General features: G+C 68.6%; 23 protein-coding genes and 3 tRNA genes. 6 read left to right on the forward strand and 20 right to left on the reverse strand.

The features are described 5' to 3' along the window. Positions 1–87: 87 nt before the first annotated feature. From rpoB to QF037_RS19920, 10 genes are all read right to left on the reverse strand, one after another. Entirely contained in the window at positions 88–3,573 is a 3,486-nt protein-coding gene (gene rpoB, locus QF037_RS19875) for a DNA-directed RNA polymerase subunit beta (RefSeq protein WP_307027098.1), read from the reverse strand. Between the two features lie 624 nt (positions 3,574–4,197). Further along, positions 4,198–4,581: a 50S ribosomal protein L7/L12 gene (gene rplL, locus QF037_RS19880; RefSeq protein ID WP_307027099.1), complete on the reverse strand. Its 384-nt coding sequence runs from the start codon at positions 4,579–4,581 to the stop codon at positions 4,198–4,200. Positions 4,582–4,691: 110 nt separating this feature from the next. Then, positions 4,692–5,222 (reverse strand): 50S ribosomal protein L10, encoded by a 531-nt coding sequence (gene rplJ, locus QF037_RS19885; protein WP_266888980.1) that lies wholly within the window; start codon positions 5,220–5,222, stop codon positions 4,692–4,694. 286 nt (positions 5,223–5,508) lie between these two features. Then, a complete protein-coding gene (locus QF037_RS19890) occupies positions 5,509–6,450 on the reverse strand; it encodes a hypothetical protein (protein WP_307027103.1) in 942 nt (313 codons plus the stop codon). Between the two features lie 93 nt (positions 6,451–6,543). Further along, a complete protein-coding gene (locus QF037_RS19895; protein ID WP_307027105.1) occupies positions 6,544–7,461 on the reverse strand; it encodes a hypothetical protein in 918 nt (305 codons plus the stop codon). 142 nt (positions 7,462–7,603) lie between these two features. Further along, positions 7,604–8,329, reverse strand: a complete 726-nt coding sequence (gene rplA, locus QF037_RS19900; RefSeq protein WP_046262541.1) for a 50S ribosomal protein L1 — start codon at positions 8,327–8,329, stop codon at positions 7,604–7,606. A gap of 85 nt (positions 8,330–8,414) precedes the next feature. Then, positions 8,415–8,849 carry a 50S ribosomal protein L11 gene (rplK, locus tag QF037_RS19905; RefSeq protein ID WP_020132675.1) on the reverse strand — a complete coding sequence of 145 codons (435 nt, stop codon included), beginning with the start codon at positions 8,847–8,849 and terminating at the stop codon, positions 8,415–8,417. A gap of 169 nt (positions 8,850–9,018) precedes the next feature. Continuing rightward, positions 9,019–9,912 (reverse strand): transcription termination/antitermination protein NusG, encoded by an 894-nt coding sequence (gene nusG, locus QF037_RS19910; protein WP_307027110.1) that lies wholly within the window; start codon positions 9,910–9,912, stop codon positions 9,019–9,021. A gap of 81 nt (positions 9,913–9,993) precedes the next feature. Then, the gene (secE, locus tag QF037_RS19915) at positions 9,994–10,278 is read right to left on the reverse strand and encodes a preprotein translocase subunit SecE (protein ID WP_046262539.1); all 285 of its coding nucleotides are present in this window, start codon (positions 10,276–10,278) and stop codon (positions 9,994–9,996) included. Positions 10,279–10,384: 106 nt separating this feature from the next. After that, positions 10,385–10,457 (reverse strand) — tRNA-Trp (locus tag QF037_RS19920). A gap of 272 nt (positions 10,458–10,729) precedes the next feature. Between QF037_RS19920 and QF037_RS19925 the strand changes: the two genes are divergently transcribed. After that, complete coding sequence (locus QF037_RS19925; protein ID WP_307027111.1) at positions 10,730–11,956, forward strand: pyridoxal phosphate-dependent aminotransferase; 1,227 nt, start codon at positions 10,730–10,732, stop codon at positions 11,954–11,956. 113 nt (positions 11,957–12,069) lie between these two features. Beyond that, a complete protein-coding gene (locus tag QF037_RS19930) occupies positions 12,070–13,110 on the forward strand; it encodes an adenosine deaminase (protein WP_307027113.1) in 1,041 nt (346 codons plus the stop codon). Here the strand turns inward: QF037_RS19930 and QF037_RS19935 are convergent. The 9 genes from QF037_RS19935 to QF037_RS19975 all read right to left on the reverse strand — a co-directional run bounded on the left by QF037_RS19935 (position 13,055) and on the right by QF037_RS19975 (position 19,172). Next, positions 13,055–13,762 carry a hypothetical protein gene (locus QF037_RS19935; RefSeq protein WP_307027115.1) on the reverse strand — a complete coding sequence of 236 codons (708 nt, stop codon included), beginning with the start codon at positions 13,760–13,762 and terminating at the stop codon, positions 13,055–13,057. The two genes, QF037_RS19930 and QF037_RS19935, sit on opposite strands and share 56 nt — an antisense overlap. Before the next feature lie 91 nt (positions 13,763–13,853). Beyond that, positions 13,854–14,999 carry a UDP-N-acetylmuramate dehydrogenase gene (locus QF037_RS19940; protein WP_373463758.1) on the reverse strand — a complete coding sequence of 382 codons (1,146 nt, stop codon included), beginning with the start codon at positions 14,997–14,999 and terminating at the stop codon, positions 13,854–13,856. 527 nt (positions 15,000–15,526) lie between these two features. Beyond that, positions 15,527–16,978, reverse strand: coding sequence for a DHA2 family efflux MFS transporter permease subunit (locus QF037_RS19945; protein WP_307027117.1), 1,452 nt, complete (start codon positions 16,976–16,978; stop codon positions 15,527–15,529). Positions 16,979–17,060: 82 nt separating this feature from the next. After that, positions 17,061–17,630 (reverse strand): TetR/AcrR family transcriptional regulator, encoded by a 570-nt coding sequence (locus tag QF037_RS19950; RefSeq protein ID WP_307027118.1) that lies wholly within the window; start codon positions 17,628–17,630, stop codon positions 17,061–17,063. A gap of 104 nt (positions 17,631–17,734) precedes the next feature. Next, entirely contained in the window at positions 17,735–18,163 is a 429-nt protein-coding gene (locus QF037_RS19955) for a MaoC family dehydratase (RefSeq protein ID WP_171147951.1), read from the reverse strand. 5 nt (positions 18,164–18,168) lie between these two features. Further along, positions 18,169–18,621 carry a MaoC family dehydratase N-terminal domain-containing protein gene (locus tag QF037_RS19960; RefSeq protein ID WP_046262533.1) on the reverse strand — a complete coding sequence of 151 codons (453 nt, stop codon included), beginning with the start codon at positions 18,619–18,621 and terminating at the stop codon, positions 18,169–18,171. Between the two features lie 106 nt (positions 18,622–18,727). After that, positions 18,728–18,892, reverse strand: coding sequence for a 50S ribosomal protein L33 (gene rpmG / locus QF037_RS19965; RefSeq protein ID WP_003948671.1), 165 nt, complete (start codon positions 18,890–18,892; stop codon positions 18,728–18,730). 88 nt (positions 18,893–18,980) lie between these two features. Beyond that, positions 18,981–19,053: transfer RNA gene (locus tag QF037_RS19970), tRNA-Met, on the reverse strand. A gap of 46 nt (positions 19,054–19,099) precedes the next feature. After that, positions 19,100–19,172: transfer RNA gene (locus tag QF037_RS19975), tRNA-Thr, on the reverse strand. A 293-nt stretch (positions 19,173–19,465) separates the two neighbouring features. Here QF037_RS19975 and QF037_RS19980 point away from each other — a divergent pair. The 3 genes from QF037_RS19980 (at position 19,466) to QF037_RS19990 (ending at position 21,937) form a co-directional block, all read left to right on the forward strand. Next, positions 19,466–20,722: an amidohydrolase family protein gene (locus tag QF037_RS19980; RefSeq protein ID WP_307027121.1), complete on the forward strand. Its 1,257-nt coding sequence runs from the start codon at positions 19,466–19,468 to the stop codon at positions 20,720–20,722. A 175-nt stretch (positions 20,723–20,897) separates the two neighbouring features. Next, complete coding sequence (locus QF037_RS19985; protein ID WP_307027123.1) at positions 20,898–21,554, forward strand: NAD(P)H-binding protein; 657 nt, start codon at positions 20,898–20,900, stop codon at positions 21,552–21,554. 2 nt (positions 21,555–21,556) lie between these two features. Beyond that, positions 21,557–21,937, forward strand: a complete 381-nt coding sequence (locus QF037_RS19990) for a nuclear transport factor 2 family protein (protein ID WP_307027125.1) — start codon at positions 21,557–21,559, stop codon at positions 21,935–21,937. Between the two features lie 77 nt (positions 21,938–22,014). Here QF037_RS19990 and QF037_RS19995 read toward each other — a convergent pair whose 3' ends face one another. Beyond that, positions 22,015–22,227 carry a hypothetical protein gene (locus QF037_RS19995; protein WP_307027127.1) on the reverse strand — a complete coding sequence of 71 codons (213 nt, stop codon included), beginning with the start codon at positions 22,225–22,227 and terminating at the stop codon, positions 22,015–22,017. A gap of 129 nt (positions 22,228–22,356) precedes the next feature. Here QF037_RS19995 and QF037_RS20000 point away from each other — a divergent pair, with 129 nt between their 5' ends. Further along, positions 22,357–23,022 carry a class I SAM-dependent methyltransferase gene (locus tag QF037_RS20000; protein WP_307027128.1) on the forward strand — a complete coding sequence of 222 codons (666 nt, stop codon included), beginning with the start codon at positions 22,357–22,359 and terminating at the stop codon, positions 23,020–23,022. Positions 23,023–23,361 lie beyond the last annotated feature (339 nt).

The following is a 23,361-nucleotide window of genomic DNA, read 5'->3' on the forward strand; positions in this document are numbered from 1 at the left end:
CAATCCCTCTCAGGGTTGTAAGTCATGGGGTCTGATACGGGGGTCCTGGGGCCGGAGGCCTTCATGGTGAAGGCCTCCGAACTCCCGTCAGACCTCTTCGACGCTGCTCGGCTCGCGCCGGGACAGGTCGATGCCAAGCTCCTCCGCAGCGCGGAAGACATCCTCGTCGGTGTCGCGCATCTCGATGGACATGCCGTCCGAGGACAGCACCTCCACGTTGAGGCACAGGGACTGCATCTCCTTGATGAGCACCTTGAAGGACTCAGGGATGCCGGGCTCGGGGATGTTCTCGCCCTTGACGATGGCCTCGTAGACCTTCACGCGGCCGGTGACGTCGTCGGACTTGATGGTCAGCAGCTCCTGGAGGGCGTACGCGGCGCCATAAGCCTCCAGCGCCCACACCTCCATCTCACCGAAGCGCTGGCCACCGAACTGGGCCTTACCACCCAGCGGCTGCTGGGTGATCATCGAGTACGGACCGGTCGACCGAGCGTGCAGCTTGTCGTCGACCAGGTGGTGGAGCTTGAGGATGTACATGTACCCGATGGAGATCGGGTCCGGGAACGGCTCGCCGGAGCGGCCGTCGAACATCCTCGCCTTACCGGTCGGCTGCACCATGCGCTCGCCGTCGCGGTTCGGGATGGTGTGGTTCAGCAGACCCGCGAGCTCGTCCTCACGCGCACCGTCGAAGACGGGGGTGGCGACGTTCGTGCCCGGGTCGACCCGGTCGGCGCCGATGACCTGCAGGCGCTTCGCCCAGTCCTCGCCGAGGCCGGAGACGTCCCAGCCGCGGCTGGCGAGCCAGCCGAGGTGGATCTCCAGAACCTGTCCCGGGTTCATTCGGGACGGCACACCCAGCGGGTTGAGGATGATGTCGACCGGAGTTCCGTCCTCGAGGAACGGCATGTCCTCGATGGGAAGGATCTTGGAGATAACACCCTTGTTGCCGTGACGGCCGGCGAGCTTGTCACCGTCGGTGATCTTGCGCTTCTGCGCCACGTACACACGCACCAGCTGGTTCACACCGGGGGGAAGCTCGTCGCCCTCCTCGCGGTCGAAGACGCGGACGCCGATGACCTTGCCGATCTCGCCGTGCGGGACCTTCAGCGAGGTGTCACGGACCTCACGGGCCTTCTCACCGAAGATCGCGCGCAGCAGGCGCTCCTCCGGGGTCAGCTCGGTCTCACCCTTGGGCGTGACCTTGCCGACGAGGATGTCGCCGGCGACGACCTCGGCACCGATACGGATGATGCCGCGCTCGTCGAGGTCGGCGAGGACCTCCTCGGAGACGTTCGGGATGTCCCGGGTGATCTCCTCGGGGCCGAGCTTGGTGTCACGGGCGTCGACCTCGTGCTCCTCGATGTGGATCGAGGAGAGGACGTCGTCCTGCACGAGGCGCTGCGACAGGATGATCGCGTCCTCGTAGTTGTGACCCTCCCACGGCATGAACGCCACGAGCAGGTTCTTGCCCAGGGCCATCTCGCCGTTCTCGGTGGCCGGACCATCGGCGAGCACCTGGCCCGTGATGATGCGGTCGCCCTCGTTGACGATGACCTTCTGGTTGACCGAGGTGCCCTGGTTGGAGCGGGCGAACTTGGCCAGGCGGTACGTGATGTACGTGCCGTCGTCGTTGGCGGTGGTGATGTAGTCCGCGGAGACCTCCTGGACCACACCGTCCTTCTCGGCCTTGACCACGTCGCCGGCGTCGACCGCGGAGCGGTACTCCATGCCGGTGCCGACGAGCGGGGCCTCGCTCTTGATGAGCGGAACGGCCTGACGCATCATGTTCGCGCCCATGAGGGCACGGTTGGCGTCGTCGTGCTCGAGGAACGGGATCATGGCGGTCGCGACCGACACCATCTGGCGCGGCGAGACGTCCATGTAGTCCACGTCGTCACCGGGGACGTAGTCGACCTCGCCGCCACGACGGCGGACCAGGACGCGGTTCTCGGTGAAACGCATGTTGTCGTCGAGCGTGGCGTTGGCCTGCGCGATGACGAACCGGTCCTCTTCGTCGGCCGTGAGGTAGTCGACCTCGTCGGTGACGACGTCGCCGTCGACCCTGCGGTACGGCGTCTCCACGAAACCGAACGCGTTGACGCGGCCGTAGGAGGCGAGCGAACCGATCAGACCGATGTTCGGGCCTTCGGGCGTCTCGATCGGGCACATACGTCCGTAGTGGGACGGGTGCACGTCACGGACCTCGAAGCCGGCCCGCTCACGGGAGAGACCACCCGGGCCAAGAGCCGACAGACGGCGCTTGTGGGTGAGACCCGACAGCGGGTTGTTCTGGTCCATGAACTGCGACAGCTGGCTGGTGCCGAAGAACTCCTTGATGGAGGCGACGACCGGCCGGATGTTGATCAGGGTCTGCGGCGTGATCGCCTCGACGTCCTGGGTCGTCATGCGCTCACGCACGACGCGCTCCATACGAGCCAGACCCGTACGGACCTGGTTCTGGATGAGCTCGCCGACGCTGCGCAGACGGCGGTTGCCGAAGTGGTCGATGTCGTCGGTTTCGACGACGATGCTCGTACCCCGGTCGCCGACCGTCTCGGTCTCGCCGGCGTGCAGCTTCACCAGGTACTTGATCGTCGAGATGATGTCCTCGACGGTCAGGATGCCGGCGTCGAGCGGAGCGTCCGCGCCCAGCTTCTTGTTGACCTTGTAACGGCCGACCTTGGCGAGGTCGTAGCGCTTCGGGTTGAAGTAGAGGTTCTCCAGAAGCGTCTGCGCGGCCTCGCGCGTGGGCGGCTCGCCCGGACGCAGCTTGCGGTAGATGTCGAGCAGCGCGTCGTCCTGGCCCTGGGTGTGGTCCTTCTCCAGGGTGGCGCGCATGGACTCGTACTCGCCGAACTCCTCGAGGATCTGCTCGGTGGTCCAACCGAGAGCCTTGAGGAGAACGGTCACGGACTGCTTGCGCTTGCGGTCGATGCGCACACCGACCATGTCGCGCTTGTCGATCTCCATCTCCAGCCAGGCACCCCGGGACGGGATGATCTTGGCCGAGAAGATGTCCTTGTCGGACGTCTTGTCGATGGAGGAGTCGAAGTAGACACCCGGCGAACGGACCAGCTGCGACACCACGACACGCTCGGTGCCGTTGATGACGAAGGTGCCCTTGTGGGTCATGAGCGGGAAATCGCCCATGAAGACCGTCTGGGACTTGATCTCGCCGGTCTCGTTGTTGGTGAACTCTGCCGTCACGAAGAGCGGGGCCGCGTACGTGAAGTCGCGGTCCTTGCACTCGTCGATGCTGTTCTTCGGCGGCTCGAAGCGGTGGTCGCGGAACGTCAGCGACATCGACCCGGAGAAGTCCTCGATCGGAGAGATCTCCTCGAAGATCTCCTCCAGACCGGACTTGGTGGGGACGTCCTGACCTGACTCCAGAGCCTCCTCGACCCGACTCTGCCAGGCGGTGTTCCCGAGCAGCCAGTCAAAGCTCTCGGTCTGCAGCGCGAGCAGGTTGGGAACCTCGAGAGGCTCCTTGATCTTTGCAAAAGAGATGCGCAGCGGGGCAGTGCTGGCGCCATTGTTCGTATTCGCGTTCGAGGCAGTGCGCGAGGCGGCCAAGAGGGGGTCCTTCCGAGGGCTCGGACTCACTACGCGCGTACCGGTCCCACTCCTGCACCCGAAGAGACAGGGACCCCCTGCTCTGGCTTTTCGGCCAGGTCAGAGAAGTTCTGATCATCGATGCTGAGGCGAGGGCAGACCCCTGGTGACGGGCAGGGGGCAGCTAACAGGCAGCGCAAAGGGTCAGTGTAGCCACATGGCGCACTGATGTCCAGCCCCGATTTTTCTGTGACCCTCGTTGTCCTCAACGCCTTCGGCACGCTCGCCCTCAACGCACGTTGATACTGCCCTCTTCGTCGCCGATCCATGCCTCGGATTCGGACCGTTTGGCGACGCGTCCTGAGAATTGCGCGCCGCGTGCGGTTCGTCAAGGCCTGTCTTGCCCAAACCGGGTGCTGCGCTCGTCACTTGCGGTCTGCCTCTGGCCTGCCACCAGGGGCGCTCAAGGGGCACGGCGAAGATCACCATACTCCCCACGACCACGGCCGCAAGGCAGCCGCCACGACGCCCCCGGGAACGCCGAAGAGCGACCACCCGGATGGATGATCGCTCTTCGGTGCGTCAGCGTTACAGCCCTCTTACGAGGCCCGTAGCTCGCGCGAGTCCGTGCGGACCCGTGAGGTGTTACTTGACCTCGACGGACGCGCCGGCGCCCTTGAGCGCCTCGGCGGCCTTCTCAGCGGCCTCCTTGGCGACCTTCTCGACGACGGGCTTCGGGGCGCCGTCCACGAGGTCCTTGGCCTCCTTCAGACCCAGGGAGGTCAGCTCACGCACGACCTTGATGACCTGGATCTTCTTGTCACCGGCGCCGGTGAGGATGACGTCGAACTCGTCCTGCTCCTCAGCGGCCTCGACGGCGGCGGCCGGGCCGGCGGGGGCGGCGGCAACCGCGGCGGCGGCGGTGACGTCGAACTTCTCCTCGAACGCCTTCACGAACTCGGAGAGCTCGATGAGGGTGAGGGACTCGAACTGCTCGAGCAGCTCTTCCTGGGACAGCTTCGTCGCCATGTGGGCGATCCTTCCACTAATTCGGCTGGTGCCGGATGTACATGTGAGGCGGGCGTACGTTCGGCCCGCTGCGACCGTCGCCTCAGGCGGCGGTCAATGCGCGAGCCGAATTACTCGGCACCGCCCTGCTCGGCCTTCTTGGCACGAAGCGCCTCCGCGGTGCGGACGAACTTCGAGGGGAGCGCCTGGAAGAGCGAGGCAGCCTGGGACTGCTTGCCCTTGAACGCACCAGCCAGCTTGCTGAGCAGAACCTCGCGGGACTCGAGGTCCGCGAGCTTCTTGATCTCGTCGGCGGACAGCGCCTTACCGTCAAGGACACCGCCCTTGATGACGAGGTTCGGGTTGTCCTTGGCGAAGTCACGAAGACCCTTCGCCGACGTCACCGGGTCACCGGAGATGAAGGCAACCGCCGTCGGACCGTTGAACAGGTCGTCGAGCGTGGAGATCCCGGCCTCGTTGGCCGCGATCTTGGTCAGCGTGTTCTTCACCACGGCGTACTGGGCGTCGTCACCGAGCGAACGACGCAGCGTCTTGAGCTGCGCCACGGTGAGACCCCGGTACTCGGTCAGCACAGCGGCGTTCGAGCTGCGGAACTGGTCCGCGAGCTCGGCTACCGCGGCAGCCTTGTCGGGCCTTGCCATAAGCGTGGCCTCCTTCCGGGTGATGAGGACCGCTCAGAAGGGGCTACAGAAAACGAAACGCCCCGGCGCAGGCGCACGGGGCGTAGCTCGACCGGCACTCGCACGCTGTCGAGCAGCGAACTCCGGGAGCACATCCACAGTCACCTGCGCGGGTCGTCCGCGATTTTCAGCGGATCCTTCGGCCACCGAACCCTCTTGCGAGAGCACGGCAACGACCAGCGGTCTTTGGCTTCTTTAGGAGAGTACGTGACCCCGTCACCGTCAAGCAAATCGGGTCCTACGGTGCTCAGCTCCCGCTGAGATCGCCGCTCGCCCCGAGCTCCTTGAACATCTCCATCAGGTCGAAGGTCTGGGCGGCCGGCGGTACCTGGACCTCGGCCTTCGCACCGTAGTCGGAGAGCTTCATGCTCATTTCGACGGTGCCCTCCGGGCTGCTGATGCCGACGTCCATGCGGACCGGGAGGTCGTCCTCGTTGACCCAGACCTCGGTGTCGTAGCCCTTGATGCCGGCCTTCTTCATGCCGGCCAGGAGCTCCTTGCGCTCCTTGGGCTCCAGGACGTCCAGCGACTTGTTGGTCGCCATCATCTCCTCGACGGTGAGGGTGCCCTTGTAGTGCTCGGTGTCGGCCCCGTCGATCTTCTCGCTGCCCACGTGCTTGAGGTTGGGCGAGTCGAGGAGCATCGCCAGCTGCTGGGCGGGGTCCTGGTTCATGTCCTCCAGGCCGCCGGTCAGCCCCTTGGTGAGCTCGTCGTCCCCGGACTTCGCGGCCTCCTCGGCCATGGCCCCGAGGTCGAGCTTCATCCAGCGCTTGCCGTCCATCTCCTTGGCGGCAGCCGCGCCGGCGTCGACGTACACGACGTCGTTCTGCCAGATGATGCGGGCGTTCTTGGGCATGTCCGCGTCCGCGGCGAGAGCGGATCCCTTCATCGTCATGTCCATGAGGGTCGGGTCCCAGCCCATGATCCCGCTCATGGTCATCTCGCCGCCGTCCGCGCCCGGCACCGACATGGTCATGTTGACCCGGGCGGACTTGGCCTCGGCCGTCTTCTTGTACGCCGCGGTGATGACCTGCGTGACGGAACGTTTCTTGCCCGTCTTCGCGCCCGCACCCGCGGCGTCGTTCTTCTCTCCCCCGCCGCTGCAGGCCACGGCGCCCGTCAGCAGCATGGCCGCCGCGACGGCCCCCGCACCTCTACGGCGTACCGAACCGCGTATGGACATGCTCATGAGTCCCCCCTGGACCGAGTGATGTCTGTTGAAAGTTCGACCAGGACCATATCCCCCGTGGGACTCCCCCGTCCCCCTGGTTTCCGGCCCCCGTCAGGACGTGGTGCCGGCGACGGTGCCGCCCTGCTTCTCCAGCAGCTCCTTGAAGTCCTGGGTGTCGCCGGCCGCGGGCTCCTCGGCGGAGATCTTCACGCCGTAGTCGCTGTAGTAGGCGGTCTGGGTCAGGTCTCCGGTGGCCATCTTGCCCTTCTCGACCTTCTTGACCAGGAGATCCTGGTCGTCGACCCAGATGTCGACCTGCTGTGTGGTCACGCCCGCCTGTTCGAGCTGCTTCTTGAGGTCGCCGAGCTGGCTCGCGCTGAGGCTGGAGTTCTTGCCGGCGAGATCGGCGACGTCGACCGTGCCCGAGTAGTGCGTGGTCTCCTGGCCGCGGACCTTCTCCGCGCCCACCTTCTTCACATCCCCGGAGGCCAGCAGCAGCTTCACCGACTGGTTGGGCGTGGTGTTCTGCATCTGGTCCCGGAGGTAGGCGCCGGAGCCGCCGCCGAGGTCCGCGAGGTCGTCGTAGTCGTAGCGGATCCAGTGCTTGCCGCCGGCCTGCTCGGCGAACTTGTCGCCCATCTTCGCGTAGTAGGCGTCGGGCAGATAACGGGCCTCCATCGACGTACTGCCCAGCTGGCGCATGGTGTCGGCCATGGTGCCGCCGGTGTACTCGATGGTCATGGTGCCGGTGATGCCGTCACCCCAGCCGAGGGCTCCGTCGGCGGTCATGGACATCATCGTGCCAACCGTGGTCGTGGACTCGACCTTGGCGGAGTCGGCGGCTTCGGTGGACTTCTCGGCGGAGCGCAGGGCCGCCACGGGGCTGAGATTGCTCGTGTCCTTGCCGGACGCCTTGTCGTCCCTGCCGGAGCTTCCCGAGTCACCCGAGGACGTACAGGCAGCCAGGCCGGTCAGCGCGGTCGCTGTCGCGATCGCCAGAGCCGTCCGGCGCATGGTCGTGCTCTTCATTCGTCCCACCCCAATGCGGTTGCTGTGTCCGCACGTTAGCGCGGAGCACTGACACACGTACCGGGAAATGAGACGGGCCCCGCACCTCGAAAGGTTGCGGGGCCGCGTCAAGAACGCGTATCGCGACGCGACTGCCGTCAGATCAGACGGCGGCCGGGTCCTCCTCGACGAGGAGGTTGCGGGTGCGGTTCGGGTCGACCGGGATGCCGGGACCAATGGTGGTGGAGACCGCGGCCTTCTTGATGTAACGACCCTTGGCGGCGGACGGCTTCAGACGGAGGATCTCCTCCAGCGCGGCGCCGTAGTTCTCCACCAGCTTCTCGTCGTCGAAGGACGTCTTGCCGATGATGAAGTGCAGGTTCGAGTGCTTGTCGACGCGGAACTCGATCTTGCCGCCCTTGATCTCGGTGACGGCCTTGGTCACGTCCGGGGTCACGGTGCCGGTCTTCGGGTTCGGCATCAGACCACGCGGACCGAGCACGCGGCCGAGGCGGCCGACCTTGCCCATGAGGTCCGGGGTGGCGACGACGGCGTCGAAGTCCAGGCGGCCCTTCGAAACCTCGTCGATGAGCTCGTCGGCGCCGACGATGTCGGCGCCCGCGGCACGCGCGGCCTCGGCACGGTCGCCGGTCGCGAAGACCAGGACCCGGGCGGTCTTACCGGTGCCGTGCGGAAGGTTCACGGTGCCACGGACCATCTGGTCGGCCTTACGCGGGTCGACACCCAGACGGAAGGCGACCTCGACGGTGCCGTCGAACTTGGTCGTGGAGGTCTCCTTGGCGAGACGGACGGCCTCGAGCGGGGCGTAGAGCTTTTCCCGGTCGATCTTGGCGTCCGCAGCGCGGAGGGACTTGCTGCGCTTGCTCACTACTGCTCCAGTGTGTCTTGAGGAGTCGTGGTATGGGCCGAGCAGGCCCTGCCACGGTGCTACGAAGGTGCTACGAGGCTGGGGTTCAGCCCTCGACCGTGATGCCCATGGAGCGGGCGGTGCCGGCGATGATCTTCGACGCGGCGTCCAGGTCGTTGGCGTTCAGGTCGGGAAGCTTGGTCGTGGCGATCTCGCGGACCTGCGCCTCGGTGATCTTGGCGACCTTGGTCTTGTGCGGCTCGCCAGAGCCCTTCTCGACACCCGCGGCCTTGAGGATCATCTTCGCGGCCGGCGGCGTCTTGGTGATGAAGGTGAAGGAGCGGTCCTCGTAGACCGTGATCTCCACCGGGATCACCCAGCCACGCTGCGACTCGGTCGCGGCGTTGTAGGCCTTGCAGAACTCCATGATGTTGACGCCGTGCTGGCCGAGCGCGGGGCCGACCGGCGGCGCGGGGTTGGCCGCACCGGCGTTGATCTGGAGCTTGATGAGCCCCGTGACCTTCTTCTTCTTGGGAGGCATTGCTCTCTCCGGGTCCTAGTGAGAGTTTTCAGCCGTCCGGTCCGGATGATCCGGATGGAGGCATACCGCACAACGATAACGGGTATCTCTGCGCGGCCAAAAACCGAGCAGGTCAGACCGGCTACGAAAGCCTGTCTGACCTGATCGGAGGCTTGTGCTCCAGACGAAGCTAGTTCTTCTGGATCTGGTCGAAGGAGAGCTCGACCGGCGTCTCGCGGCCGAAGATCTCGACGAGACCCTTGACCTTCTTCGAGTCGGCGTTGATCTCGTTGATCGTGGCCTGCAGCGTGGCGAACGGGCCGTCGGTGACGGTGACCGAGTCGCCGACCTCGAAGTCCAGCACCTGGACCTCGACCTTGCGCTGCGGAGCCGGCTTGCCCTCGGCCTCGGCGGCCTCGCGGGCGGCCTTCTCCTCGGCCTCCGGGGCGAGCATCTTGACGATCTCGTCCAGGGTCAGCGGGTACGGGTCGTAGGCGTTGCCCACGAAGCCGGTGACGCCGGGGGTGTTGCGGACGACGCCCCAGGACTCGTTCGTCAGGTCCATGCGCACCAGCACGTAGCCGGGGAGCTTGTTCTGACGGATCGTCTTGCGGTCGCCGTTCTTGATCTGGACGACCTCTTCCTGGGGCACCTCGGCCGCGAAGATGTAGTCCTCGACGTTCAGCGAGACGGCGCGCTGCTCCAGGTTGGTCTTCACGCGGTTCTCGTAACCGGCGTAGGTGTGGATGACGTACCACTCGCCGGGGAGGGTGCGCAGTTCCTCGCGCAGGGCGACGACGGGGTCCACCGGCTCGGCCGGCTCCTCCTCGGCGTCCTCTTCCTCGTCCTCGACGGCTTCGACGTCGCCGCCGGACTCGGCTTCGACGTCGCCGCCGGACTCGGCCTCGGCGTCTTCGTCGGACTCGTCCTCGACGTGGAGAGCGGCTTCCTCGGCGGGCTCGCCCGCCTCGGCGTCGGCAGCCTCGACCTCGTCCAGGTCCTCGTCCGCGCCCTCGATGATGTCGAGCTCGTCTTCCACGGACTCGTCCGGCTCGATGGCGTCGTTCAGGTTCTGGTCAGACACGGTGGCTGCTTCTTCCTGGATACATAGGGGTGGAACATGCGAAAGGGGCGCCGGTAACCGCGGCGCCCTTCGCAACGTTGCTCAGCCGAAAACGTACTTGGCGGCGTGGTCGAGTCCATAGTCAATCACGGTGACCAGGCCGATCATGACGATCACGAAGACGATCACCACGGTCGTGTAGGTGGTCAGCTGGCTCCGCGAAGGCCAGACGACCTTGCGAAGCTCCGCGACGATCTGCCGGTAGAAGAGGGCAAGGCGCTTCAGCGGGCCCTTCTTGGCACGCTTACCGCCCTTGCGGGTCTTCTTCGACTCTGACGCCTCATCCTGGGCATCAGGCGTGTCGATGGAGCCCACGGCGTCCGCCATTCGTCCTCACCTGTTCCCGGGTCGTGGCCGTGCCGCGCCCGGTCTGAGCCGCACGGCGGTGCATTACCTGTACGTACATGCGTACACATCCTGGCGGTGTGTGTAGCAGGGCCGGAGGGACTTGAACCCCCAACCGCCGGTTTTGGAGACCGGTGCTCTACCAATTGAGCTACGACCCTTTGTGGTTCTCCCAAACGTACCGCATCCGCCCGGGTGCTCGGTGTGCACCGGATGAGTACGGCCGTTGTGAGGCCAACGAGGTGAGAGTGTACGTGTTCCGGAGGCCCCCGTCGAACAGAAAGCGCCCGTACGGGCTTTGCCGACGGAAGATCGTCAGCACGGCTGCCGAAGATCACCCAGGCCATCGGGTGAATCCGGACGGTTGTTCAGTGCGTGTTCAGTCTGTGAAACCCGTGTGCCGCTGGCGTTTCCGGTCTGGAACGATGGGCCCATGAGCGCTGCAACCCCTCCCACCGCGCGCCGGGTCTCCGCCCGAGTCGGCGCGATCTCCGAGTCCGCCACCCTCGCCGTGGACGCCAAGGCCAAGGCCCTCAAGGCCGCCGGGCGTCCGGTGATCGGCTTCGGCGCCGGTGAGCCCGACTTCCCGACCCCGGACTACATCGTCCAGGCCGCCATCGAGGCCTGCTCGAACCCGAAGTACCACCGCTACACACCGGCCGGCGGCCTGCCCGAGCTGAAGGCCGCGATCGCCGCGAAGACGCTGCGCGACTCCGGCTACGAGGTCGACGCCTCCCAGGTCCTGGTGACCAACGGCGGCAAGCAGGCCATCTACGAAGCCTTCGCCGCGATCCTCGACCCGGGCGACGAGGTCATCGTCCCGGCCCCGTACTGGACGACGTATCCGGAGTCGATCCGCCTCGCCGGCGGTGTCCCGGTCGAGGTCGTCGCGGACGAGACGACCGGCTACCGCGTCTCCGTGGAACAGCTGGAGGCGGCCCGTACGGAGAACACGAAGGTCCTGCTCTTCGTCTCCCCCTCCAACCCGACCGGCGCCGTCTACACCCGCGCGCAGATCGAGGAGATCGGCCGCTGGGCCGCCGAGAAGGGCCTGTGGGTCCTGACCGACGAGATCTACGAGCACCTCGTCTACGGCGACGCGGAGTTCCACTCCCTGCCGGTGGTCGTGCCGGAGCTGGCCGACCGGACGATCGTGGTCAACGGCGTCGCGAAGACGTACGCGATGACCGGCTGGCGCGTGGGCTGGGTCATCGGCCCGAAGGACGTGGTCAAGGCCGCGACGAACCTCCAGTCGCACGCCACGTCGAACGTCTCCAACGTCGCCCAGGTGGCGGCCCTGGCCGCGGTCTCCGGCGACCTGTCGGCCGTCGAGCAGATGAAGGAGGCCTTCGACCGCCGTCGCAAGACGATCGTGCGGATGCTCAACGAGATCGACGGCGTGCTCTGCCCGGAGCCCGAGGGCGCCTTCTACGCCTACCCGTCGGTCAAGGGTCTGCTCGGCAAGGAGATCCGCGGCAAGCGCCCGCAGGACACGGTCGAGCTGGCCGCACTGATCCTGGAGGAGTCCGAGGTCGCGGTCGTCCCGGGTGAGGCGTTCGGTACGCCGGGCTATCTGCGGCTGTCGTACGCCCTGGGTGACGAGGATCTCGTCGAGGGTGTCTCGCGGATCCAGAAGCTGCTGGCGGAGGCGCAGGACTGAGCCCGCCGTGAAAAGCCACCCCCTCACGTGAGGGGGTGGCTTTTTTGTGCGAGCAAGACCACTAAAGGGGAAAGCGGTACCGGGACACCCGTGACGTACGGCAGGATCCTCGAATGGAGCGTGTACGTGATGTCTCTGAGCTGCCGAAAGCCCATCTGCACCTGCACTTCACCGGGTCGATGCGCCCGGCGACGGTTCTGGAACTGGCCGACAAGTACGGAGTACGGCTGCCCGAGGCGCTGACCGAAGCACTGACCAGCGGGGAACCGCCGAAGCTGCGGGCGACGGACGAGCGGGGCTGGTTCCGTTTCCAGCGGCTGTACGACGCGGCCCGCTCGTGTCTGCGCGAGCCCGACGACATCCGGCGGCTGGTGCGGGAGGCCGCGGAGGAGGATGTGCGCGACGGCTCGGGGTGGCTGGAGATCCAGGTCGACCCGACGTCGTACGCGCCCATGCTCGGCGGACTGATCCCCGCGCTGGAGATCATCCTGGACGCGGTGGAGACCACCTCGCGCGAGACCGGGCTCGGGATGCGGGTGCTGGTCGCCGCGAACCGGATGAAGCATCCGCTGGATGCCCGCACGCTGGCCCGGCTGGCGGTGCGGTACGCGGACAAGGGCGTGGTCGGCTTCGGCCTCTCGAACGACGAACGCCGTGGCATGGCACGGGACTTCGACCGGGCCTTCAACATCGCGCGCGAGGGCGGGCTGCTGTCGACGCCGCACGGTGGCGAGCTGGCCGGACCGTCGTCGGTACGGGACTGTCTCGACGACCTGGACGCGAACCGGATCGGGCACGGGGTGCGCGCGGCGGACGACCCGCGTCTGCTGAAGCGGCTCGCCGACCGGGGCGTGACGTGCGAGGTCTGCCCCGCCTCCAACGTGGCGCTGGGCGTCTACGAGAAGCCCGAGGACGTGCCGCTGCGGACGATGTTCGAGGCGGGGGTCCCGATGGCGCTCGGCGCCGACGACCCGCTGCTCTTCGGGTCGCGGCTGGCCGCCCAGTACGAGATCGCGCGGCAGCACCACGGCTTCACGGACCAGGAGTTGGCGGAGCTGGCCCGGCAGTCGGTCCGGGCCTCCGCGGCGCCCGAGGGCGTCAAGGCGAGCATGCTGGCCGGGGTGGACGAGTGGCTGGCTCGCCCGGCCGTCTGAAGTGGGCGTAGGGCGGATACGGCTTGTGGCAGATCAACACCTCGACGGGATGCCCTCCGCCGGGTGGGTCGACCAGCTCGGGCAGGGCCGCCATCAGCGACATCTGTCCCTTGGCCGACCTCTTCTCGCGCGGCCCCCAGCCGGCCGCGAAGGCGAAGTCCGTGGCGGCCTGGGCGAAGACGTCCCTGCTGCCGAAGAGGAAGAACGTCCGGGCGTGAGTGGCGTGCCGCAGGTCCTCGCGGAAGTCCGTACGCCCGCTCCGCGCCCGCCAGGACTCCGCGTCCCGCGCGGTGCGTGCCTCGTCGGTGCGTGCGGTCAGCGGGACGCCGTTCTTGAGCTTGCGGCGCAGTTCGGGCCAGTCGCCGGCGCGCAGTCCGAGGCTGTGGTGGGCCATCACGAGGTCGACCAGCTCGCCTTGGCCCTCGTCCGGCGGGACTCCGTCGCGCAGCGGCACGTGGACGATCGTGTGCCGAGAGTAGGCGGCGAACGAGAACAGGCCGGCGAGCCGGTTCAGCCCGTCGTGGTCGCCGAGCAGCAGGCCGATCGGGGCGGGGGCGCGCAGTGACGTGTGGCGCAGGGGCTGCCGGGGCTGGACGACACGGTGCTCCTGCGGCCCGGTCCTGGGCCTGAACTGGCGCAGCCTCAGCTGCATACGGGGTCCCTCATGGGGCCAGGGTCGGGGGTGGGCGGGGTGCTCCGCAACGGAGATTCCCGGCGGGCCGGGCCGGGCCGGGCCGGGCCGACTACAGGCTGACGCCGACCGTCACCGGTTCGTTGACCAGCGTGATGCCGAACGTCTCGCGGACACCGGCGACGACCTCGCGGGCCAGGGCGAGGAGGTCCTCCGTGGTGGCCTCGCCGCGGTTGGTGAGGGCGAGGGTGTGCTTCGTGGAGATGCGGGCGGGGCCGGTGCCGTAGCCCTTCGTGAAGCCCGCCTTGTCGATGAGCCAGGCCGCGGAGGTCTTGGTGTGGCCCTCCCCCGCCGGGTAGGCGGGCGGTTCGGCGGTGTCGCCGAGGTGGGTCTTCACGCGCGCGTGGAACGCGGTGAACTGCTCGTCGGTGAGGATCGGGTTGGTGAAGAAGGAGCCCGCCGACCAGGTGTCGTGGTCCTCCGGATCCAGCACCATGCCCTTGCCCGCGCGCAGCTTCAGTACGGTCTCGCGGGCGGCGGCGAGGGGGACGCGGTCGCCGGGTTCCACGCCGAGGGCGCGGGCGGTCTCGGCGTACTTGATCGGCGCCGAGAGGCCATCGGCGTCCTCGAGCCCGAAGGCGACGCGCAGGACGACGTAGCGCTCGGGGTCGGCCTTGAAGCGGCTGTGACGGTAGGAGAACCCGCAGTCGGCGTTGCTGACAGTGACCGCCTCGCGGGTCCGGCGGTCGTAGGCGACCACCTCGGTGATCGTGGCCGAGACCTCCTGGCCGTAGGCACCGACGTTCTGGATCGGGGTCGCGCCCGCGGAGCCGGGGATGCCGGCGAGGCACTCGATGCCGGCGAGTCCCGCCTCCACGGTGCGGGCGACGGCGTCGGTCCAGACCTCGCCCGCGGCGAGTTCGAGACGGGTGCCGGTGAGCTCGAAGCCCTTGGTCGCGATGACCAGGGCGGTGCCGTCGAAGCCCTTGTCGCCGATGACGAGGTTCGATCCGCCGCCGATGAGCAGGAGCGGGGTCCCGCTGTCGTCGGCCTCGCGCACGGCCGCGATCACCTCGGCGTCGGTGGTCGCCGTGATCAGCCGAGCGGCGGGACCACCCAGGCGGAAGGTGGTCAGCGGGGCGAGGGGGGCGTGGTGTCGTTCCTGCACGGGCTCAAGGGTACGAGACGCGTCTGACGGCGAGTGGGTGGATGCCTGCGGCGGCCCGTGGCGGCTTCCGTGGGGGCTTGCGTCGCGCACTACGGTCCGGTTGGGGGTCGGTGCCGCACCGGGGGGTGTCCGTCCTCGGTCGGGCGGTGCGGTGGGCTGGGGATGTGCTCTTGGTTGGTCGCCCGACGCTGCGGGCGGACACCCCCCGGTACGTCCCCTTCTCGCCGTTGCGCCGGTGCGGGTGGTGCCCCGTCGGGGGTCGCAGGAGACGGCTCTACGGTGGCGGCCGGCCGGGCGCAGGCATTTCAGCCCGCGTTCGAGGACCAGGGCCTGCCATCCCAATCCCCCGCCCACCCGCAGGCGGCCGCGTCTCACGGCGCCGGTCCAGGTATTTCAGCCCGTCCGGCGTTTGAGGACGAGGCCCTTTGGGCCGATGGGGGTCCAGGGGGCGGAGCCCCCTGGGGCGGGGTCGAAGGGGCGGGGTCGAAGGGGCGGCAGCCCCTGGGGATGGGAACGGGTAAGGGCGGCGGGGGCGAAAACAGGCGAGGCGCGCCACAGCGGTGCGGCACACGTGGACGGCCCCGCCCCGCAGGGCAGAGCCGTCTCGTGGTGTGAGGTCAGCCGGCGACGCTCTCCAGGACCGGCGCCCGTTCCTCCGTCACCGTGCCCACCGCAACCCGCACGGACCGCCTCGACGGGATCAGCAGAGCCGCGACACCCGCGAGCCCCACCACCGCCGCCCCCGTCACCAGCGCGGGCCGCAGACCGTCCACGAAGGTCTGCCCCGTCTCGTAACCACCCTGGGCGGAGAAGATCGACCCCATGATCGCGATACCGAGGGCACCGCCGACCTCGCGCAGAGCGTTGTTCGCACCGGACGCCACACCCTGCTCGGACCCCCGCACGCTGGACATGACCAGGTTGGAGGCGGGAGCGAAGAAGAGGGCCATGCCGATGCCGCTGATGATCAGGCCGGGCAGCTGGATCGAGTAGGAGGCGTCCACCGTGATGACGTAGGCCAGGTAGCCGAGGCCTGCCGCCTGGAGGAAGAGGCCGGTGGCGACGACCGGCCGGCCGCCTATGCGGTCGGAGAGGATGCCCGCGATCGGCGCGACCAGCATCGGCATACCGGTCCAGGGCAGCATCCGCAGCCCCGCCTCGGTGGGCGAGTACCCGAGAACACCCTGCATGTACTGGCTGAGCAGGAAGATCGACCCGAACATGCCGAGGAACATCAGAAGGCTGGCCGCGTTGATGCCGGCGAAGGCCCGGGAGCGGAACAGCCGCATGGGCAGCATGGGGTTCTTGGCACGGGCGCTGTAGAGGACGAAGCCGGCGAGGAGCGCCGTACCGGCGAAGAGGGAGGTCAGGACGAGGTTGTCCGTCCAGCCGTCGGCGGGGCCGCGCACCAGGCCGTAGACGATGCCGAAGAGGCCGCCGCTGGCGAGGAGAGTGCCGGGGATGTCGAGGGGCGCGCCGGTGCCGTAGGACTCCGCGAGGCGCAGACGGGCGAGGGGGAGGAGAGCGATGCCCATCGGGACGTTCAGCCAGAAGATCCACTGCCAGGAGATGTGTTCGGTCAGGCTGCCGCCGATGAGGGGCCCGGAGGCCACCGCCAGTCCGTTGACGGCGCCCCAGATGCCGTACGCCATCCCGCGCTTGGCCGCCGGCACGGCCGCCGTCAGGAGGGTGAGGGTCAGCGGCATCATGACGGCCGCGCCCACGCCCTGGACCGCGCGGGCCACGATGAGGCTGTCGATGCCGGGGGCCAGCGCCGCCGCGGCGGATGCCCCGGTGAAGACCGCCAGTCCGGCGAGGAAGAGCCGGCGGCGGCCGAAGCGGTCGCCCAGGGCCGCGCCGAACATCAGCAGGACGGCGAAGGTGAGGGTGTAGGCGCTCACCGTCCACTCCAGGTCGTGCAGTCCGCCGCCGAGGTCCTCGCGGATGGAGGGCAGGGCGGTGGTGACGACGAGGTTGTCGAGAGCCGTCATGAACCCGGCGACGCTGGTGATGACGAGAGCCCCGACGGCTCCCCCACGTGGTGTCTTCTGTGCGGCTGACTGTGACATCGCTCCCCCAGAGCTTTCTGGATAGTTATTGATTACTAACTTTCGCGCTCAAGAAAAAAGGCGCCGATGACGCCCGTACCGCTCAGTGCTCCAGCCGGTCCTTGATCCGCGCCGACGGATACAACCCTTCCCACACCCGGTGCCCGGGCGGAAACCCCATGGCGACCAGGCAGTTGACGAGCATGCCGTACGCCAGAAAGGTCGTCGTGTCGTCGATGTCGGCACCCAGCGGCAGGTGGACCGTGTCCCACAGCCGCATCCAGCCGTCGCGCACCACCGTGCCGAACTCGTGGTCGCCCTCCTGCTCGGCGGCCGCCACCGCGACGTACGTCTGCATCTGCATCATCAGCCGCTCCGGCTGCTCCGCGATGACCTTGGTGTACGCGTTCGCCATGGAATGCAGGGCCTCTTCGCCCTCCAGCCCCTCGGCGGCCTCCGCGAACGTGTGGATCGTGTCCTCCATGCACCGCTGGGCGGCCGCCAGGAAGATCGCCTTCTTGCCGGGGAAGAGCCGGAAGAGGTACGGCTGCGAGACCCCGACCCGCTTGGCGATCACCTCGGTCGACGTGCCGTGGTAACCACCGCGGGCGAACTCGATCGTCGCCGCGCGGATCACGCTCTCGCGCCTCTCCTCTGCACTCATCCTGACCATGGCCAGTAAGTTAGTACTCAATCACTAACTACGTCAAGGGGCTGCGGCGGAGAGCAAGTAAGGGGCGCCCCGCCATGGAGGGCGCCCCTTACTTCACCCGCAGGTCAGGCCAGTCGTACGACCGCCCGGGACATCCCCAGCACCTTCTGTCCGGCGCTGGTCGCCGTCAGGTCCACGCGGACCGTGTTGTCGTCGAGCTTGGCCGCGACCTTGGCGCTGACCTCGATGACGGCGCCCTGGTCGTCGTTGGGGACGACGACGGGCTTGGTGAAGCGGACGCCGTACTCGGCGACGGCGGCCGGGTCGCCGACCCAGTCCGTCACCACCCGGATCGCCTCGGCCATGGTGAACATGCCGTGCGCGATCACGTCCGGCAACCCGACCTCCTTGGCGAACTTCTCGTTCCAGTGGATCGGATTGAAGTCACCGGAGGCGCCCGCGTACTGGACGAGAGTGGCGCGGCTCACGGGAAAGGTCTGGGCGGGCAGTTCGGTGCCGACCTCGACGTCGTCGTATGCGATCTTCGCCGTCATCTTCGTCACGCCCCCTCTGCCGCGCGCGCGACCAGCTTGGTCCAGGCCGTCACGACGTGCTCGCCGGCCTCATCGTGAACCTCGCCACGGATGTCCACGATGTCGTTGCCCGCCATGGACTTGATCGCCTCGATGGTCGAGGTGACCGAGAGACGGTCACCGGCGCGGACCGGGCGGGTGTAGGCGAACTTCTGGTCGCCGTGCACGACACGGCTGTAGTCCAGACCCAGCTGCGGATCCGCCACGACCTGCCCGGCGGCCTTGAACGTGATAGCGAACACAAAGGTCGGCGGGGCGATCACATCGGGGTGACCGAGCGCCTTGGCGGCGTCCGGGTCGGTGTACGCCGGGTTGGCGTCCCCCACGGCCTCCGCGAACTCGCGGATCTTCTCCCGGCCCACCTCATAGGGGTCGGTGGGCGGGTAGCTCCGCCCCACGAAGGACTGGTCGAGCGCCATGGGCTCGGCACCTCCTGGTGTCGATAACGAACGTTCGCTGAAGTGAGAGAAACGACGCGAGGCCGCCCCCTGGAGTACAGGGGACGGCCTCGTGTACGAGCCTGATTTATCGCGTTTCGCGGTGCGCGGTGTGCGCGTTGCAACGCGGGCAGTGCTTCTTCATCTCCAGTCGGTCCGGGTTGTTACGCCGGTTCTTCTTGGTGATGTAGTTCCGCTCCTTGCACTCCACGCAGGCCAGCGTGATCTTCGGGCGGACGTCGGTGGCAGCCACAGGAGTGCTCCTTGACGAACGGATGGGACGATTAACGCATGAAAGAGTAGCCGATCGAAGGACCGACCCCGCAATCGGCTACTGTCCGTAGCGGTGACCGGACTTGAACCGGTGACACAGCGATTATGAGCCGCTTGCTCTACCGACTGAGCTACACCGCTGTGATGCGATCGGTTCCCACCTTGCGGCGGGAACCTTTCACACCAGAGCCCCAATACGGAATCGAACCGTAGACCTTCTCCTTACCATGGAGACGCTCTACCGACTGAGCTATTGGGGCGAGCGATGAAGACATTACACGCTCGGCCGCCGTTCACCCAAATCCGTTTCGAGCCCTCGTCCATGGCCCGTCCGCGGCCCGTCCGAAGGGTCGTCCGGCCGCCTGTCGGGCGACTCCTCCAGGGGTCTCTCACCAGCCTCTGAGGCCTCTCCCGCACGACGAACCACAACCGGTACGACTATTGCGCTCCTCCCCGCCGCGAGCGGATCACCGCCCTAGGCTCGACTCACTCTGCGTGATCTTGCGTCCCCGTCCGCAGCCCCGAGCCACGAGCCTTGAGCCCCTGGAGCGCGATGCCCGACAGCCAGCCGCAGCCGCCCCCCTCCTCGTCCTCGTCGGGCCCGGCCGACACCACCTCACTCCTGTTGTGTGGGGCGCGGCTGACCGACGGCCGGACCGTGGACGTACGGCTGGGCGACGGACGCATCGAGGCGGTCGGCACGGCGGGCAGCCTGGCGGCGGACGGCACGCGCGCGTGCGGCGCGCGGGTGGACCTCAGCGGCTATCTGCTGCTCCCGGCGCCGGTCGAGCCGCACATCCATGGCGACACGGCCCTGTCGGCCGACGAGGGCGGCCCGGTCTCCTACGACCCCCAGGACGTCCAGCGCCGGGCCACCGAGGCGGCCCTGCTGCAGCTCGGGCACGGGGCGACCGCGCTGCGGGCACACGTGCGTGTGGGCGACGTCCAGGGGCTGGGCGCGCTGGCCGCCGTACTGCAGGCGCGGCGTTCGCTGCGCGGGCTCACCGAGCTGACCGCGGTGGCGATGCCGCGGGTGCTGACCGGGGTGGCCGGGGCGGAGGGGCTCGCGATACTGCGGGACGCGGTGAAGATGGGCGCCTCGGTGGTGGGCGGCTGCCCGGACCTCGATCCCGATCCGACGGGGTATGTGCAGGCGGTGCTGGATGTCGCCGCCGAGCAGGGCTGCCCCGTCGATCTGCACACCGACGGCACCGACCCGGCCCGCCTCTCCCGCCTCGCGGCGATGGCCGGCGGACTGCGTCCCGGGGTGACGATCGGCCCGTGCGGCTTCCTGGGCCGGCTGCCCTCCGAGATCGCCTCCCGCACCGCCGACCGGCTCGCCGCGGCCGGGGTGACCGTGGTGTGCCTGCCACAGGGCGGCTGCGGGGGCGTGGAGCGGCGCGGTACGGCTCCGGTACGGCTGCTGCGGGCGGCCGGGGTACGGGTGGCGTCCGGCAGCGGGGCACTGCGGGACGTGTCGAACCCGGTGGGCCGCGGGGATCCACTGGAGGCGGCCTATCTGCTGGCCTCGCGGTACGGCCTGCGCCCCGAGGACGCCTACGACGCGGTGAGCACCTCCGCCCGGACCGTCCTGGGGCTGCCCGAGGTGCGCGTGGAGGCGGGATTTCCGGCCGAGTTGCTGGCAGTGCGCGGGGATCGGCTCGCGGGGGCGCTGTCGCTGGCGTACAGCCGGATCGTCGTGCACCGGGGGCGCGTGGTGGCGCGGACGAGCGCGGTGCGGGAGTTCTGCGACTCGGCGGTGGCGGTGGAGTTGGGGCTGCCGCGGCAGGGGCGCGGGGAGTTGCCGTAGGCGGGTGCGGGTCGGGCGGGTGCGGGTTGAGTGCGGATCGGGTGGGGTGCGGGGGTCCCGTGCGGTTCCCCGCGCCCCTGATGCCTGCGACGACCTGCGCGACCAGCCACGACTGCGCCGCACTCACCCGACACCGAACTCGGCAATCACATCCGTTCCGGCGTACGGTCGACGCATGCGCATTGTCATCGCTGGTGGTCATGGTCAGATCGCGCTGCGGCTGGAGCGGCTGCTCGCCGCGCGCGGGAACGAGGTCGCGGGAATCATCCGCAAGGCCGAGCAGGGCGACGACCTGCGGGAGGCCGGCGCCGAACCGGTGCTCCTGGATCTGGAGTCGGCCTCGGTCGAGGAGGTCGCGGCCCATCTGCGGGGCGCGGACGCGGCGGTCTTCGCGGCGGGCGCGGGCCCGGGCAGCGGCGCGACCCGCAAGGACACGGTGGACAAGGGTGCGGCGGTGCTGTTCGCGGACGCGGCGGTCCTGGCCGGCGTACGGCGTCATGTGGTCGTGTCGTCGATGGGCGCCGATGCGAACCACCAGGGCGACGACGTCTTCGACGTCTATCAGCGCGCCAAGGGCGAGGCCGACGACCACGTCCGCAGGCTCGACGCCCTGGACTGGACGATCCTGCGGCCCGGTGCGCTGACGAACGACGCCGGTACGGGCCTCGTACGGCTCGAGGCGCGCACGGGTCGCGGTCCGGTCACGCGGGACGATGTGGCCGCCGTGGTGGCGGAGTTGCTGGAGACCCCGGCGACGGCCGGTCTGACCCTGGAGCTGGTCGCCGGGTCGACGCCGGTGTCGGTGGCGGTGAAGGCCGTGGCCGGGAACTGAGGGTGGCCGCGGAGGGGGTGCCGGCCGCGCAGGAGGAGCTGCTGCGGCGGATGTACGAGGTCTTCTCGACCGACGGGCGGGACGCCTTCGTACCGCACTGTCTGGCCCCGGACGTGGACTGGCCGAACGTCCTGGACGGGGCCCGGTTGCACGGGCGGGCGGCGGTACGGGCGTACTGGGCGCGGCAGTTCGCGGCCGGGCATCCCCTCGTACGGCTGGAAGGGTTGCGGCTCGACGGAGACGGTGCGTCGGTGGTGGCGAGCGTGCGCCAGGGGATGCGGGACGCGGGCGGGGATCACTGGGCGGACAGGACGGTCGAGCACGTGTACCGGTTCGACGGGGACGGGCTGGTGGCTCGTATGGATGTGCGAGCCGGGTCGTAAGAATCGTCCGCCGACAGTCGTAGGAGCCAGCCGTCCGGTCGTCCGGTCGTCCGGTCGTCCGGCCGTCCGGCCGTCCGTCAGAACAGGGGCATCTGGCCCGGGATGTCGGGGACCACGTAGCCGTCCAGCGATGGTTGGGCCGCGCCCAGTTGGGCCTGGCGGCGGGAGCCCGGGCAGGAGGTGAGCGCGCCGTTCTCGCGGGCGCCGGGCGGGTCGTGTCGCGCGAAGCGACCGGCGACGACGGCGATCTCGCGGCGGCATTCGGGGCAGTTCCTACGGCGGCTGGACATGTGATCAGTGTGCCCCGCGCGGGCCGGTGTCGTGCGTGCCGGACGGGTGGCAGCCGGGGTCGGCGGCCGTGAGGGCGACGAACGTCGATCCAGCCGCCCCCGGGCCACCTGACGACTTGCGGAGACCCCATGGACGAGGACCACGGCACGGATTTCGACGGACTCGCCGAGGCATACGAACGTATGGTCACGGCTTTGCCGCTGCGCGAGCTCGGCGCCTCGGCCGTGACCGGGATCGACAGCGCCGAGGGCATGCTCGACTTCGCGCGCCGCGCTGCCGCCGCGGGACTCGACATCACGTACCTGGCGCGTACGGCCACGGACCCGCCCGCCGCGGGCGATCCCCAGCTCGACGGCCGCTTCGACCTGGTGACCTCGGTCTACGTGCTCTGCTACGCGCCCACCCGCGAGGCCCTGACCGGCTTCTGCCGCACCGCGCGCCGGGCCCTGCGCCCGGAGGGCGGCCGGTTCGTCTTCGCCACACTCAACCCCGACGTCGCCGTCGAGCCCGGCTGGTACACGCGCTACGGCATCGACTTCACCATCGCCCCGGTGACCCGGGACGGCGAAGAGGCCCCGGCGGTGATGAGGGTGCCCGGCTTCGACGAGTTCCCGCTTCTCCCCTGCCGGTGGTCTCGGCGGACGTACGAGGAGGCGCTACGGGAGGCGGGGTTCGGCAGCGTCGGCTGGGTGTGGCCGCGGGTCTCGGCCGAGGGGGTCGCGGTGCACGGCGCGGGGCACTGGGCCAACTGCCTTGAGATTCCTCATGCGTTGTATGTCGAGTGTGCGGTGTGAGGCGGGGCGGCCGGGGACTGTCGGGCTTCCCTGACATCCTGCCGGACTGTCACAGTGGAGTGGCCTCTTGGCTGGGTCCAGGATGCCAAGAGTGCCGGAGGAGAAGCCGTCGCGGCAGGAACTGAACAGGCCCGCCGCAGAGGTGGCTTCGTCAGACGGCACGGCGAACTAGGCCTGCTCTGCGCGAACTTGACCCGCAATCCGGGCCACGAGGCCACGAGGCCTTCCGCTACCTCTTCCATGTGCATGGGCAGGCCGGGCTCGGCAAGGCCGCGTTGGTCAGGCAATGGGCCCCCTCCGCACGGGAGTCGGGGCGCGACCGCCTACCTCAACGACGAC

Origin of the sequence: Streptomyces canus (assembly GCF_030815415.1) — a bacterium.
Lineage (GTDB): Bacteria > Actinomycetota > Actinomycetes > Streptomycetales > Streptomycetaceae > Streptomyces > Streptomyces canus_F.

Excerpts from the sequence above, each read along its gene's own strand:
- rplL (WP_307027099.1), bottom strand. The coding sequence starts at position 4,581 with ATGGCGACGAAGCTGTCCCAGGAAGAGCTGCTCGAGCAGTTCGAGTCC.
- rplJ (WP_266888980.1), bottom strand. The coding sequence starts at position 5,222 with ATGGCAAGGCCCGACAAGGCTGCCGCGGTAGCCGAGCTCGCGGACCAG.
- QF037_RS19890 (WP_307027103.1), bottom strand. The coding sequence starts at position 6,450 with ATGAGCATGTCCATACGCGGTTCGGTACGCCGTAGAGGTGCGGGGGCC.
- QF037_RS19895 (WP_307027105.1), bottom strand. The coding sequence starts at position 7,461 with ATGAAGAGCACGACCATGCGCCGGACGGCTCTGGCGATCGCGACAGCG.
- rplK (WP_020132675.1), bottom strand. The coding sequence starts at position 8,849 with ATGCCTCCCAAGAAGAAGAAGGTCACGGGGCTCATCAAGCTCCAGATC.
- secE (WP_046262539.1), bottom strand. The coding sequence starts at position 10,278 with ATGGCGGACGCCGTGGGCTCCATCGACACGCCTGATGCCCAGGATGAG.
- QF037_RS19925 (WP_307027111.1), top strand. The coding sequence starts at position 10,730 with ATGAGCGCTGCAACCCCTCCCACCGCGCGCCGGGTCTCCGCCCGAGTC.
- QF037_RS19930 (WP_307027113.1), top strand. The coding sequence starts at position 12,070 with ATGGAGCGTGTACGTGATGTCTCTGAGCTGCCGAAAGCCCATCTGCAC.
- QF037_RS19935 (WP_307027115.1), bottom strand. The coding sequence starts at position 13,762 with ATGCAGCTGAGGCTGCGCCAGTTCAGGCCCAGGACCGGGCCGCAGGAG.
- QF037_RS19945 (WP_307027117.1), bottom strand. The coding sequence starts at position 16,978 with ATGTCACAGTCAGCCGCACAGAAGACACCACGTGGGGGAGCCGTCGGG.
- QF037_RS19950 (WP_307027118.1), bottom strand. The coding sequence starts at position 17,630 with ATGGTCAGGATGAGTGCAGAGGAGAGGCGCGAGAGCGTGATCCGCGCG.
- QF037_RS19955 (WP_171147951.1), bottom strand. The coding sequence starts at position 18,163 with ATGACGGCGAAGATCGCATACGACGACGTCGAGGTCGGCACCGAACTG.
- QF037_RS19960 (WP_046262533.1), bottom strand. The coding sequence starts at position 18,621 with ATGGCGCTCGACCAGTCCTTCGTGGGGCGGAGCTACCCGCCCACCGAC.
- QF037_RS19980 (WP_307027121.1), top strand. The coding sequence starts at position 19,466 with ATGCCCGACAGCCAGCCGCAGCCGCCCCCCTCCTCGTCCTCGTCGGGC.
- QF037_RS19985 (WP_307027123.1), top strand. The coding sequence starts at position 20,898 with ATGCGCATTGTCATCGCTGGTGGTCATGGTCAGATCGCGCTGCGGCTG.
- QF037_RS19995 (WP_307027127.1), bottom strand. The coding sequence starts at position 22,227 with ATGTCCAGCCGCCGTAGGAACTGCCCCGAATGCCGCCGCGAGATCGCC.
- QF037_RS20000 (WP_307027128.1), top strand. The coding sequence starts at position 22,357 with ATGGACGAGGACCACGGCACGGATTTCGACGGACTCGCCGAGGCATAC.